At 37.1% G+C, this 13,822-nt stretch carries 10 protein-coding genes; 5 read left to right on the top strand and 5 right to left on the bottom strand.

Annotated elements, in window-relative coordinates:
• Positions 1–38: 38 nt before the first annotated feature.
• Together IGL36_RS05290 and IGL36_RS05285 are read right to left on the bottom strand one after the other, a co-directional pair.
• On the bottom strand, positions 39–1,925 hold the full coding sequence (locus IGL36_RS05290) for an Ig-like domain-containing protein (protein ID WP_010817924.1): 1,887 nt from the start codon (positions 1,923–1,925) through the stop codon (positions 39–41).
• 141 nt (positions 1,926–2,066) lie between these two features.
• Positions 2,067–4,487, bottom strand: coding sequence for a cation-translocating P-type ATPase (locus tag IGL36_RS05285; RefSeq protein ID WP_002397844.1), 2,421 nt, complete (start codon positions 4,485–4,487; stop codon positions 2,067–2,069).
• A gap of 218 nt (positions 4,488–4,705) precedes the next feature.
• Here IGL36_RS05285 and rnhC point away from each other — a divergent pair, with 218 nt between their 5' ends.
• Positions 4,706–5,623 carry a ribonuclease HIII gene (gene rnhC, locus IGL36_RS05280; protein ID WP_002393198.1) on the top strand — a complete coding sequence of 306 codons (918 nt, stop codon included), beginning with the start codon at positions 4,706–4,708 and terminating at the stop codon, positions 5,621–5,623.
• A gap of 66 nt (positions 5,624–5,689) precedes the next feature.
• Here the strand turns inward: rnhC and IGL36_RS05275 are convergent, their stop codons facing one another.
• Complete coding sequence (locus IGL36_RS05275; RefSeq protein ID WP_002397843.1) at positions 5,690–6,862, bottom strand: class I SAM-dependent rRNA methyltransferase; 1,173 nt, start codon at positions 6,860–6,862, stop codon at positions 5,690–5,692.
• 257 nt (positions 6,863–7,119) lie between these two features.
• On the opposite strand from IGL36_RS05275, the gene IGL36_RS05270 reads away from it, so the two are divergent.
• From IGL36_RS05270 to IGL36_RS05260, 3 genes are all read left to right on the top strand, one after another.
• Positions 7,120–9,228: an LTA synthase family protein gene (locus tag IGL36_RS05270; RefSeq protein ID WP_002357869.1), complete on the top strand. Its 2,109-nt coding sequence runs from the start codon at positions 7,120–7,122 to the stop codon at positions 9,226–9,228.
• 105 nt (positions 9,229–9,333) lie between these two features.
• Positions 9,334–10,035 (top strand): hypothetical protein, encoded by a 702-nt coding sequence (locus IGL36_RS05265; RefSeq protein ID WP_002397842.1) that lies wholly within the window; start codon positions 9,334–9,336, stop codon positions 10,033–10,035.
• A gap of 14 nt (positions 10,036–10,049) precedes the next feature.
• Positions 10,050–10,601, top strand: a complete 552-nt coding sequence (locus IGL36_RS05260) for a hypothetical protein (RefSeq protein WP_002397841.1) — start codon at positions 10,050–10,052, stop codon at positions 10,599–10,601.
• Between the two features lie 37 nt (positions 10,602–10,638).
• On the opposite strand, the gene IGL36_RS05255 is transcribed toward IGL36_RS05260, so the two are convergent.
• Positions 10,639–12,108: a sensor histidine kinase gene (locus IGL36_RS05255; protein ID WP_002357872.1), complete on the bottom strand. Its 1,470-nt coding sequence runs from the start codon at positions 12,106–12,108 to the stop codon at positions 10,639–10,641.
• Positions 12,108–12,827, bottom strand: a complete 720-nt coding sequence (locus IGL36_RS05250) for a response regulator transcription factor (protein ID WP_002381953.1) — start codon at positions 12,825–12,827, stop codon at positions 12,108–12,110. The genes IGL36_RS05255 and IGL36_RS05250 overlap by 1 nt, the downstream gene beginning before the upstream one ends.
• A gap of 213 nt (positions 12,828–13,040) precedes the next feature.
• Here IGL36_RS05250 and IGL36_RS05245 point away from each other — a divergent pair, with 213 nt between their 5' ends.
• Entirely contained in the window at positions 13,041–13,820 is a 780-nt protein-coding gene (locus IGL36_RS05245; protein WP_002363786.1) for a Cof-type HAD-IIB family hydrolase, read from the top strand.
• Positions 13,821–13,822: the final 2 nt, after the last annotated feature.

Genomic DNA, 13,822 nt, shown 5'->3' with positions numbered 1-13,822 from the left:
TGCACATTTTGTCTCGATTACTGAAACTATCTAAGCGATTATTTTTTCGTTTTAAAATAGATAAATACTCCTTGAATCAAAAGAAGGCTACCTAAGAAAAGAAACGCGTTTTCTTTTGTTTCTCCTGTTTTTGGCAATTCCTTATTACGAATCGCCTGTTTTTCAATGGTTATTGAAGTAGTTTCTGTGGTTGAATTCGTGGTAGTATCTGTTGTCCCACTCGTTGGTGGTGTGGTACTTTCTATAGGTTCTTCTGGCGTATAGTGATTAGTAAATACTTGACCTCCATCATACTGAGTAGTCGCCACAAGATTTCCTAAAAGCGCCTCGACGGTTACTTGAACTTGAAGGTTGTGCGTATCGTAGGAAACACCTGCCTGTTGCGTGTTTACTTCCCGAATGGTGTATTGATAGTTTCCGGGAGTTTCAAAGGTTAATGGTGAAAATTGAATTTTCCCTAAAGTATCGTTACTAACCGTTTCTAGTACTGTACCGTTCTCATCTAACAATTCAAATTGAAATTCAGCATCCTTCAGTGGTTTTCCTAAAAGAACTTTTCCAGCTAAAAATGAAGCAGCGACTGGTTGATATGAAATCTTATGATTCACAACAGTTTTCAGTGCAACTAAGTTTTTACCAAAGTCTTCAGGTGTTATTGAAATCTTGTTTTGCGAAAGCTGGTAACCGGTAGGTGCTTTGGTTTCTTCTAAAGTATAGTTATCTTTTAACAAGCCTTTAACAATCGCTGTTCCGTTTTGATCTGTTGTGATTTTGGCCACTGTTTGATTGGTTGAGTTACGAATGAGTTTAAACTCTGCACCTGCTAAACGCTGGCCTGCTTCATCTTCTTTATGAATTTCAACAACATATTGTTCACCATTAGCTTCTCCACCACCCGTTTGTGAGACACGACTCACTTCGACTTCTTCCACCACCGTTTGATTTTCTGTTAATTTTGCATAATTTGTGAAGGTTTCACCTTTTTCGGGAAGATGATCGATTTTGGTTTTATAGGTGATACGATATTCGTTAGTCCCAATATTACCAAAATGCACCGAAAAATTGCGGTCACCAGGACCATACTGGACAGCCAACTGATCAGTTATATCTTCCTCTGGCGTGAACTGCCAAATAGCATTTCCATCCAGTGTCCATTGTCCTCGTTCAATTTTCATAGTGTCTTTCATATAACTTAAACTTTCTGTTTTTAGCACATCTTCTACTTCTAAATCAGTATACGTTTGCCCTGTTGGATTAATCCGTAGCACATTGTAAATTTCGGTTGGATCGTCTTCGATAAACCATGAATACTTGCTAAATTTTTCGTTAACATCATCGCCTTCACCTTGGTAATCAAGATCGCCAGCAAATATTTTTTCCCCTTCAACCGTGACGTAAATAGGAATCTTGGATTCATTTTCGACATTTTCGAAATCAATCAAACTTGTAAAATATAAAGACCCACTAATATTGGCATGGTTTTCTACGTAATCTGTATACGTTAACGTGACCGTTTTATTTGCTACATCGGTCTGTGTGATTGCAACCACAGCACCTGTATCATCTACTACATTAAAGGTCATATTTTTCTCGAGACGTAGCTCTTCGGGTAAAGTAATCACACTCGTATCCCCACTATTAACGGTATTATCCGGTAAGTTGAACTCAATTCGGAGGTAGATGTCTGTATATTGATTAATGGTCCCAAGTGGGTTTCCCTCTTTATCCGTTAGCTGAATCGCTGTCACAATGTTGCCCACTTGCTTACGCGGCACTACGTTTGGCGTAGCAGAAATTTGATTGGTTTCACTGGTACTAGTTGGTTCCGTTTGCGCATATCCTGTTTCAAGTTTCAGAAAAGGCGTTATCAGCATCGACAAAAGAATGAAAAACATTCCCCAATAGACAAAACTTCTTTTTTTCATTTTTATTCAATCCTTCCTATCTAAAATAATTGGTTAGGTTTATACTATCAAGGATTAACTAGGTACAAGTGTTTTTATTTTTCCCAACAATAAAAAACAAAAAACACCGAACCAAAATAATTTTGGCTCGGTGTTTTGCTCCTAATGTCTTTTCTTATAAAACCATAATTGAACTTTTTCAGAAATGGTTGATAAATGTTGGAAAGTTGAGTCTGCTGCAAAGAAAAGAATGGCTAAAAGTAACAAGGCTGTTGGCGATACCGAAGTTAACGAGAACAAGTTTTTCATGGAAATACTTGTAATAACCATTCCGATTAAACAACCAATCATTACGCGCTTGCGGTAACGATTCATTGGTGAACTAATTTTATAAAGAACCATAAAACCGACTGAAACTAGCAACAATGTTGCAGTCGTTGAAATGTCCGTTTTTTGAAGTGCAAGAATATCACCACAAATTAGTAAAGCACCGACTACTAACATATCCGTTAACCCACCAGGAATTGCTTTTGATAACACATTGAAAAGAAATTTCCCTTCAATGCGACGATGATTTGGTTCCAAAGCTAGAAATGTCGAAGGAATCCCAATTGTAAATAAACTAATCAATGTGACTTGTGTCGGTTGTAAAGGATATGTCACGGCAAAAATCATAGCAAAGACAGACATCAGCAAGGAGAAAATATTTTTTACAAGGAATAAACTTGAAGAGCGTTCAATGTTATTAACTACTTGGCGGCCTTCAAAGACAACCTCCGGCATCGTTGAAAAATCAGAATCTAACAACACAACTTGCGAGGCTTGTGCTGTAGCTTGATTTCCTGAAGCCATGGCAATACTACAATCTGCTTCTTTCATGGCTAAAATATCATTGACTCCATCCCCTGTCATCGCCACTGTATGATCTAATTTTTTCAACAATAGTACAAATTGTTTCTTTTGTTCTGGCGTGACACGACCAAAAACGGTGTATTTTTCTAACGCTTCTGTCTGGGCTTCCATTGTAGTTAATGTTCGCGCGTCCACATAATTTTCAGCACCAATAATGCCTGCCACTTGTGCTACATTGGATACTGTTAAAGGATTATCACCAGAAATGACCTTAATAGCCACATTTTGTTCAGCGAAATATTCAAAAGTTGCTTTGGCTTCTTTACGAATCGGATTCCAAAGAAGAATGTAGCCTAGAGGTTGAACCTCTGCTGCCAACGTTTCCTGAAATTCTCCTAAATACTTTCCGAACACCAATAAGCGATAGCCTTGACTTGTATAATGTTCCACTTCAGATTGATACATTTCATAATTGTCTCTCAAAATCATCTCTGGCGCCCCAAGAATATACGTCGCTTCCGGGAAAGTCACGCTACTAAATTTTTCGACAGACGAAAACGAGGTGTAGCTAACGGCTTCCCTTTGATTATTAGTAACAAAAAATTCTTTCATCGCTTTCATCGTATCATTGTCAGCTGACATTGTTCGGCAAAAATCGCCAATTAATTTTTCGACATTGGTTAAGTCTGTACCATCATTTTCGATACTCACCACAGGAACCAACTCTTGGACTTCCATCGTGTTTTCAGTAATTGTTCCTGTTTTATCTACACATAACACATCAACACGTGCTAAGGATTCGATACTTTTCATGTTGTGCAATAAAACGCCGCGCTTCGCTAAGCGCATTGTGCTGGCAGCTAATGCAACGGTTGTTAAAAGGTACAACCCTTCCGGAATCATCCCAATCAAGGCAGCTTCCATGGAGACAATGCTGTCATGAAGCCCTTGATGGTTGATGAAATAACTTTGGAAAAATAGAACACAGCCGATCGGGATAATAATAATCCCTACCCATTTCACCAAACGGTTAATGGAACCGACCATCTCTGATTGTTCCCCTTTTTTAATTGATTTGGCTTCAAGCGTTAATTGATGAACATAGGCCTCAGCGCCAATTTTATCAATTCTTGCATAACAAGAACCTGACACAATAAAGCTACCTGACAAAAGTTGACTATCTGCTACTTTGGTAATCTCATCAGATTCCCCAGTTAACAAGGATTCATTCACACGGACTTCACCAGATAAGACAATTGCATCCCCAGAAATCTGTTCACCCGATTTAAAGAGCACCACATCATCCAAAACCAGTTCATCTGGCGAAATTTCTTGTTCTTGGCCATCCCTCACAACGGTTACTTTTGTAGCGTTTAGAATATTTAAGCTATCTAATACTTTCTTCGACTTAATTTCTTGGTAAATTCCAATGACCGTATTAATGATTACTACTGGCAAAAAGGTCATATTTTTATAAGATTGTACCAGCATTAATAACACACCTAGTACCACAAAAATTAAGTTGAAATACGTAAATACGTTATTAATAACAATCTGTTTCGTTGTGATAAACTCTGTGTCGACGGCGGCATTGACTAAGCCTTTTCGCTGTCTTTCTTCAACTTGTGCGGCCGTCAAGCCTTGTTTATCTTCTGGATAATAGCGTTCCGCGTTAGCAGTCACTGCTATTGGTTCATTTTCTTGCATTTCTTTTTTTCTTCTCAAACACATCACCCCTTGTTCTAGTCGACTCTTTCATCGTCTCCTTCTCTCCCACAGTATAGCACTGAATAAAAATTTAGATAACAACTAGCGTCCAACTATAGAAAAAAATTATACATTTCCTAAACATTGTCATTTTCAGGAACAAGCTAACGCAAAACCTTTTCATTTACTTGTTTTTCCTTTACTATAGTAAAGAAGAAATATCAAGAAATGAGGAACAATTGATGGCACAGAATCACGTAATTAAAGTTAGTAAAAAAACATTAGCAGAGATGACCACTGTTTATCAACCCAATCGTTTAAATAAAACGGTCCCTTATACTGTCTTTGTGGCCAAGGTTGGTACCACTACCATCACTGCTTATCAATCAGGTAAAGTCATGTTTCAGGGACCTCAAGCTGAAAAAGAGGCCGCTCGTTGGGAAGGAACGAGTACCACACCAAAGAAAAAAATTTCTCCCCAGACTACTACACTGCCTGCTGATTTTGGCAACTGGTCTGTGATAGGTTCCGATGAAGTCGGTAATGGCAGCTATTTTGGTCCAGTAACTGTCTGTGCTGCCTATGTTGACAAAAGCATGATTAGCAAACTAAAAGCATTAGGTGTTCGTGATTCCAAAGAATTAACCGACCCACAAATTATTCAATTGTCACATGTCATTAAAGAACTGATTCCTTACAAGTTATTAATCGTTGAACCCAAAAAATACAATGAGATCCAACCAAACTACAATGCTGTACACATGAAAGTCGCTTTGCATAACCAAGCGATTTATCTGTTGCTGCAAGAATTGGCTCCCACAAAGCCAGAAGGGATTTTGATTGACCAGTTCACGCCTGAAAATAACTATCGGAAATATGTTCGTAATGAAAAAAATCAAGTCACTGAAAAATTGTTCTTCGTCACTAAAGGAGAGCAGTATCATGTTGCTGTTGCTGCCGCCTCTATTATTAGCCGCGCTGCTTTTTTAGAAGAGTTAGACAAAGAATCTGCAGAATTGGGTTTCTCTGTGCCCTCTGGTGCTGGCAGCAAATCAGACCAAGTAGCCGCCCGTATTTTGAAAAAAGGCGGCCTAGACTTATTAGCGAATTACGCGAAGCTGCATTTTGCAAACACCCAAAAAGCCCAAAAGTTACTATAAAATAAAAACCAAGCAAAAGTCCCAATGCCAATTAGCGGCGCTGGGACTTTTGCTTGGTGTAAAAAATTATTTTTCAATTTCGATAAACAGGACTTTTAAGTAATTACCTTCTGGAAAATTAGGATTCACTTGAAAGTCTGCCGGTAATTGATACGTGTCCGTAATCTTGTAACGGACATTTTTCTCTTGCAAGGCAGTGATTACCATTTTTTGATATTTGGCTAAGGATAAATTTGCCGCATTGGTTGAGGCAATAAGCGTTCCCTTATCCGTTAAAATATCAATAGAATCTTTCACTAGCTCCCCATAATTTTTAGCAACGGAAAAAACTTTCTTTTTGTTACGAGCAAAACTTGGCGGATCCAAAATGATCATGTCATAACTCAAGCCTTTACGTGAAGCATATTTAAAGTAGTCAAAAACATCCATGACAATAATCTTTTGCGGGGCAAGATTTAAATGATTGACTTCAAATTGCTCAGTCGTTTTCGGTAAGCTTCGTTTAGCTAAATCCACACTAGTGGTGGCCACGGCACCTCCCATAGCGGCAGCTACTGAAAAAGCACCTGTATAACTAAACATATTTAAGACTGTTTTACCTCCTGCAAAACCATCTACTAATCGACCACGAACTTCTTTTTGATCTAAAAAGATGCCTGTCATTAATCCTTCGTTTAAATAGGTAGCAAATTGAACGCCATTTTCAGTCACAAGTAATGGCTCGGGTGCTTGTTCACCATATAAAAACTGTGATTCTGGTAAATCTTTTGTGGAAAAGCGAATTTTTTCGTAGGCACCAATAATGTCAGGATAAACTGTGCGAAACGTCGTCAAAAGTTCGGCTTTTTTCTGATAAAGGGTTTCATTATACCATGAAAAAACGGCGTAATCTGCATAGCGATCGATGATTAGACCCCCAATGCCATCCCCTTCTCCATTAAATAATCGATACGCGGTTGTTAGCGAATCCTTTTCAAAAGACGTCCGCTTCTCACGACTTATTTCAAAGAGTTGTTGAAAAAAAGATTGATTAATTGGTCCATGCCATGACAGCAACCAACCAATTCCTTTATTTTGTTTGCCTAAATATCCTTCAGCTAAACGCTGGCCTTTACTATCAATCAAAGTAAGCCAATCTGTTGGTAACGGCGCTGGCACTTGTTGCAAATCTTCTTTCTGAATTAAAGGATATCCTTTTTTAAATTTATGTTCTGCTTTTTTAGTTACTTGAAGTTTCATTCTGTACACCTACTTTTCAAAGTCCTATCTAGTATAGCAAAAAAAGGCCCATCTGTCTTTAAAGGATTCAAGCTTCACGTCATTTAACGAACTAAAAAGTTTAAGGAAATAGTAAGTTTTCTTTAACATCACCATTCCTCACTTCGGTAAGAATTGACATAAAATTTGTGAAAGAGTAAAATTAAAGCGATATTGTAAAATACGAAATTTACCTAATTTTACTTTTATAGAATCATCGTTTAGAAAGGACGTTTATTTTGAAAAAATTATTTAAAACAAATATTTTGAACACGCGACTGGGGTTATTCTCGCTAATCGCCATCTTACTGTGGCTAAAAAACCTCTTTGCGTACGCCGTTGATTTCCATTTACGTTTGGAAAATATTAACGAGTATTTCATACTCTTAATTAATCCAATTGCCACAACGGTCTTTTTATTAGCCATCGCTTTGTATGTTCGCCGTAAAAAAGCTTCTTATATTACAATGATGATTATTTACTTCTTGATGAGTTTACTGCTCTTCTCAAATGTCGTGTATTATCGAGAATTTACTGACTTCATCACAGTTAATACGATGCTTGGTGCTGGCAAAGTAGCTAGCGGTCTTGGCGAAAGTGCCTTACGTCTCTTTAGACCTTATGACGTCATTTATTTCTTAGACTTCATTATTATTGGCGTATTATTATTAACAAAAAAAATTAAAACAGATGCGCGTCCAGTCCGCGCACGTGTAGCAGTCTCTGTCACACTCCTTTCTGTTGTCTTTTTCTTATTCAATCTATTTATGGCTGAAACAGAACGTCCCCAATTATTAGGACGTCAATTCTCTCGTGACTATATCGTGAAATTCTTAGGCTTAAATGCCTTTACCGTGTACGATGGCATTACAACTTACCAAACAAACCAAGTCCGTGCCGAAGCTAGTGCTAACGATATGAAACAAGTTGAAGATTACGTGAAACAACAATATGCGGCACCCGATGATAGTAAGTTTGGTATTGCAAAAGGCAAAAATGTAATTTATATCCATTTAGAAAGTTTCCAACAATTTTTAGTTAATTACAAATTAAAAGATGAAAATGGCGTAGAACACGAAGTCACACCATTTATCAATAGTCTTTACAATAGTAAAAGTACCTTTAGCTTTGATAACTTCTTCCACCAAGTTGGTCAAGGAAAAACAAGTGATGCCGAAACGTTACTTGAAAATTCACTATTTGGTTTAGATCAAGGTTCACTCTTTACACAAGTTGGTGGGAAAAATACGTTTGAAGCAGCACCCGATATTTTAAAACAAACGCAAGGTTACACTAGCGCTGCTTTCCACGGAAATGCCGGTAACTTCTGGAATCGGAATGAAACCTATAAACGTTTAGGCTATGACTATTTCTTTGATGCTAGTTATTATGATGTTAATTCAGATAACTCATTCCAATATGGGTTACACGATAAACCATTCTTTAATCAATCCGTTCAATATTTAGAACATTTACAACAACCGTTCTATTCTAAATTTATTGCTGTATCCAATCATTATCCTTATTCTCAATTTACAAACGATGAAGCAGGATTCCCAATTGCAAAAACCTCTGACGAAACAATTAATGGTTATTTCGCAACAGCGAATTATTTAGACAAAGCGGTAGAAGAATTCTTTAACTACTTGAAATCTTCAGGTCTCTATGAAAACTCAGTCATTGTTCTTTATGGCGATCACTATGGGGTTTCTAATTCAAGAAACCAAAACTTAGCAGAATTAGTAGGTAAAACCAAAGCAGATTGGAACGATTTTGACAACGCCAATATGCAACGTGTTCCTTATATGATTCACGTTCCTGGTCAAGAAAATGGCGGTGTGAACCATACGTATGGCGGCCAAGTTGATGCCTTACCAACCCTTCTACACTTGCTTGGTGTCGATACGAAAAACTACATTCAGCTAGGCCAAGATTTATTCTCTAAACAACACAATCAAATCGTTGCTTTCCGCAACGGCAATGTTGTAACACCTAAATATACTATTTTAGGTTCTAGCATTTACGATACTAAAACAGGCACTTTAATTACAGAACCAACCGAAGAAGTTAAGAAAGAAGTCGCTGATTTAAAAGCCAAAGCGACGAAACAATTAGAAACGTCTGACCAAATTACTAACGGTGACTTGCTTCGTTTCTATACCAATAGCGGCTTAAAACCAGTTAACCCAGAAGACTATGATTACAAGAACCAATTGCAACAACTGGAAGCAATTGAAAAAGAAAAAGGTGAAAAATCAACGAGTGTTTACAGTAAAAACAATAATAAATCAACCGTTGATGAATATCACACTGACAGTTATCAAGGCTATCAAAAAACGGGTAAATAAATCTTCAAAAAGCTTGAGCAATTTGCTCAAGCTTTTTTGCTACTTTTTCATAATTAATTCATATTATTTCACTATACTAAAGATAGTTTAGAGAGGTGAAAGTTGATGAGAAGTGTCCGTTACGCTACAGCTAGTAGTTTTTATCATAAAAAAATCACGTTAATCACCGCACTCTTCTTCTTCCTGTTCTCTTTCTTATTGACTGGGCTGTTTAACTTAATTGATTTTGAAAAAGAGTTTTTACGAACGATGCCAGACTTTGTCGATATTGAAAAACAAACTAGTTACCATTACCAACTGATTCAATACTATTGGCACCTCTATCTAGGTAGTGTCATTTTCTTTGGTGTTACTTTTCTTCTGTTGATGTATGTGACATTACGCATAAAAAAGGAAGAAATACATACATGGTATCACATGCACTTTTCAAATATGTATGTCACCAAACAGCTCTTACTAGAGTTATGTTTACCGGCTCTATTAGGAATTTTCATTTTTTTACTTTTCACTTTAATGTTTCAAGAAACGTATAATACTGTTCTTTGGGCTGCTCGTGATGCTATTTTACAGTGGTCTCATTTGGAAACTCCAGCATTTTTAGCTAAAAGTACCGACCAGGATGTCACGATTACAAATATCCAGCATTTAGGGATTCAAACGATCCAAGCGTTTTCTTTTGATTTTAAAAGTATGCAGTCACTTTATACAATCCGTAATTGCTTTGTTAACTGCTTAATCTTGCTTGGTATTCCTCTTGTTTGCGGGACTCCTTTTACATTGATTTATTTACGCACACATCAGAAATAAGGGAGGGATTTTCTATGAATGTCACACCATCATTCAAAAAAACAACCGAAAAAAAATCCTCATTCGACGCGTTAGCTTTGCGAGAAGTTTATGGAATCATTTATTCTGCTCCAGAACAAGAACTCGCATTGGCCGATGTTTTCCAAACAAACCAACTAACCATTACTAGGCTTTCTTCTAGTGAAACCTTTCTGCCCTACTTGCCATTAGAAGAAAATTTATTTATCGCTAGTACGATCAAAGAACGGGATCGAAAAGTAGTTCTAGCCGAAGCTTTCCAGGTGTTCCAATTAGAACCTGCCTTACTTGGTCGTTCCTTTACTTCTTTTACGACTTTTGAAAAAATTAAAATGCGCATAATACAACTTTTGCTTTCAAAAACAAGTACGTTAGTGATTGATGACATCTTTTCTTCATTAACGATTGGACAACGTCAAGAAATTTTACCTCAATTAAAAATAGCAGTTCAAAAAAGAAACAAGCGCTTGCTATTTCTGACAAAAGAGCCACAAATTATTGATAGTCCCTATGTGCACCCTCTGTCTCTACATGCGTTATTAAACTAAAAAAACGTCTGGCACTGATTGTGACCAGACGTTTTCTTTAGTTTTCAGTAATTTCAACATCAGGAAATGAAATAATAAATGTGGTGCCTTTACCAAGTTCACTTTCAACATTGATTTTTCCTTTATGCAAACGGACCAATTGTTGAACGATTGGTAAGCCTAATCCTGATTCTCCATATTTCGTATTTTTACGGGATGGATCTACTTTGTAATAACGATCCCAGATATTCAGAATTTGCTCTTCCGTCATGCCGATTCCTGTATCAGAAATACGGACAATAGTTTCTAAATAGCCTTTTTCTAAAGCAATATGAATTTCGCCATTTTCAGTAAATTGGATGGCATTTTGAACAATATTGACAACTACTTGAACGAAACGATCATAATCGGCATACACATCAATTGGTTCGGTGGTGTCTAAATACAATTGATTACCAGCGGCTTCAGCTTTGGCCGTTAGTTGAGTCACAATATTTTCTAAAGCTTCTGTTCCGTTGAACTTCTTCACAACAATTTGAATCTGGTTGGTCCGAATTTTTTCATAATCAAGATTTTCATTGACTAAGCGAATCAAGCGAGCGGTCTCATTTTGCATCAGTTTAATCGCATTCTCTTTTTGATTTTCAGGAATAGCATTATACTGCAATCCCTCTAACAAGCCATTAATAGTTGTTAAAGGCGTCCGCATTTCATGAGAAGCATCCGCCATAAATTGACGACGGCGCTCTTCTTGCCGATTGATTTCTTCTTGTGATTCTTTTAAAGACGCAGCCATTTTATTAAAATCTTCTGCTAGGTCATCAAATTCATCTTTGTCATGGACTGGTAATTGAATATCAAAATTTCCACTAGTGATTTCTTTGGTGGCTTTACGCATCCGATTAATTCGTTTCACTTGGAAAGTCGCAAATAGATAACTTAGTAACAAGGCAATCACACCAGAAAAAATAAAGCCTTTAATCAAGTTTTGTGTCACGGACTGAACACTTCGGTCAACGTTTTTGGCAGGTTGTGTAATAACGAGTGAACCAATAATCACTTTTTTATCAGAAGACTGATTTGATGCATACACCGGTAACATTACATAGGACGAAGTATTTCGGGCCCCGTAAATATCAATGTTTTCTGTTGCATAAACACGATTGCCTTTCATGATTTGATCCCAATTTTTATCGATTAAGGAAAAGTCTAATTTTTTTGTGCTATCAACTGGTGGGTACTGCACTTCGCGGTCCTTGTTAATAAACACAAATTGCACATCTTGCTTCTGGAGTACGCGCTCAGTCAACTGAAATGAATAGGATAAAACATCTCGATCTGAAACACCTGCAACATTAATAAAAAAGTCACGTGTTTCTAAAGCCGATTCTGCATAACCATACAGCTGTTCATAGTTATTTTCTTGCATTGTGCGCTTGGTCAATTGTGTGAAAGACGTTCCGACAATGAGAATTATCAGAGCAATCACACCTATAAAAGCAAGTAATTGTTGATACAAATACTTCATTAAGCAACACCTGAATCGTCGAATTTATACCCTACGCCCCAAACCGTTTGGATGACTTGAGGACCCACTTTTTCAATTTTTTGTCGTAATTTTTTGATATGGGCATCAACTGTCCGTTCATCGCCAAAGTATTGATAGTCCCAAACCAATTCTAGTAGTTGTTCGCGTGAAAAGACTTGGCGTGGTTTTTTTGCTAAAGTGTATAGCAAATCAAATTCTTTAGGTGTTAAGCCTTCAATTAATTGATTATCTAAATATGTTTCTCGTGTTTTCGTATTCATTTTAAAATGATCCGTAATCACGTCAAATGTTTCATCTGTATTCTCAGACGTATCATGCGCAGCCTCTGCCACCTCGGCACGACGATGTAGAGCTTTCATCCGTGCAATCAAAGTTAATGGACTAAATGGTTTTGTCACATAATCATCCGCACCCATTTCAAGGCCAATTACTTGGTCACTTTCAGAATCACGAGCAGTCAACATAATAATGGGAACATTGGCTGAAACTTTGCGAATTTCACGACAAACAGCCATCCCATCCATACTAGGTAAGTTTAAGTCTAACGTAATCATGTCCCATTTTTCTGGCGAAGCAAGAAAAGTTGCCAATCCTTCTTTGCCATCATCTTTAAAGGTAGCTTCCCACCCTTCATTTAAGAAAAACATTTGCATCATTTCTGAGACGGATTCATTGTCTTCAATCATTAATATATTCATTTCATTCACTCCTTATTCACTTTTCATAAAACTGCTCTATTGTAGTATACTCTAAAATTGAATTTGTACCAACCGATTCTATATTTCTTCAAAAATCCTTTACAGAACCATCAAAAATCATTTTTTTCCTGCTCTTTTAAAGAAAACGAAAGGAACCCATTGTCTTTTCAGAAAAGTTTGTTAAAATAACAAACGTAGAGAGGATGTTAGGGTATGGATAAAATGAAAGCTATTACTTTTTTTGATTTAGATGGAACTTTGTTAGATGGAACATCGCAAATAACTCCTGAGATTACCGCAGCAGTGGCGGCCTTGAAAGACAATCAAATTTTACCTTTAATTGCGACAGGACGGACCTTGTGTGAGATTCAGCCAATTATGAAAGCCAGTGGCATTGATTCTGCGATTGTAATGAACGGGCAATTTATTCATTATGAAGGAAAAACGATTTATTCAGATGAATTTACAACAGAGGAATGTGTTTCACTGCATGAACATGTCAAACAGCGTGGTCATGAATTGGCTTTTTACAATGAGCGCCGTATTTTTTGTACAGGGCATACTGGCACAGTGAAACAAGCCTATGATTATATTCATTCAGCTGTTCCAGAAATTGATCCCACAGGTTATGAGAATGATGCCGTCAACATGATGTTGGTCTTAAGTCAACATGGCGATGATGATGAATATTACTATGAGCGGTTTCCTGAATTGACCTTTTATCGCAATGGTCCTTTTTCAATAGATATTGTTCGTAAAGGGGTTTCTAAAGGCTCTGGTGTCAAAAATCTTTTTAACACCTTGGGATTAAACGGCATTCCGACTTATGCCTTTGGTGATGGCATCAATGATTTGGCGCTGTTTGAGGCCTGTGATTATGGAATTGCCATGGGTAATGCGCGAGAAGAACTAAAAGAAAAAGCCACCTTTATTTCAACTAAAAATACTGAGAATGGCATTGTTAATGGCTTGAAAAAATTTGATTTACTATAAGA

The organism is Enterococcus sp. AZ011, assembly GCF_050548355.1.
Lineage (GTDB): Bacteria > Bacillota > Bacilli > Lactobacillales > Enterococcaceae > Enterococcus > Enterococcus faecalis.
The sequence above is the reverse complement of the archived record's forward strand: the minus strand, read 5'-3'. Positions and strand labels throughout refer to the sequence as shown.

Bases quoted from the DNA above. Each gene is read 5' to 3' on its own strand.
- IGL36_RS05265 (WP_002397842.1), top strand. From the start codon at position 9,334: ATGAGAAGTGTCCGTTACGCTACAGCTAGTAGTTTTTATCATAAAAAA.
- rnhC (WP_002393198.1), top strand. From the start codon at position 4,706: ATGGCACAGAATCACGTAATTAAAGTTAGTAAAAAAACATTAGCAGAG.
- IGL36_RS05250 (WP_002381953.1), bottom strand. From the start codon at position 12,827: ATGAATATATTAATGATTGAAGACAATGAATCCGTCTCAGAAATGATG.
- IGL36_RS05245 (WP_002363786.1), top strand. From the start codon at position 13,041: ATGGATAAAATGAAAGCTATTACTTTTTTTGATTTAGATGGAACTTTG.
- IGL36_RS05260 (WP_002397841.1), top strand. From the start codon at position 10,050: ATGAATGTCACACCATCATTCAAAAAAACAACCGAAAAAAAATCCTCA.
- IGL36_RS05290 (WP_010817924.1), bottom strand. From the start codon at position 1,925: ATGAAAAAAAGAAGTTTTGTCTATTGGGGAATGTTTTTCATTCTTTTG.
- IGL36_RS05255 (WP_002357872.1), bottom strand. From the start codon at position 12,108: ATGAAGTATTTGTATCAACAATTACTTGCTTTTATAGGTGTGATTGCT.
- IGL36_RS05275 (WP_002397843.1), bottom strand. From the start codon at position 6,862: ATGAAACTTCAAGTAACTAAAAAAGCAGAACATAAATTTAAAAAAGGA.
- IGL36_RS05285 (WP_002397844.1), bottom strand. From the start codon at position 4,487: ATGTGTTTGAGAAGAAAAAAAGAAATGCAAGAAAATGAACCAATAGCA.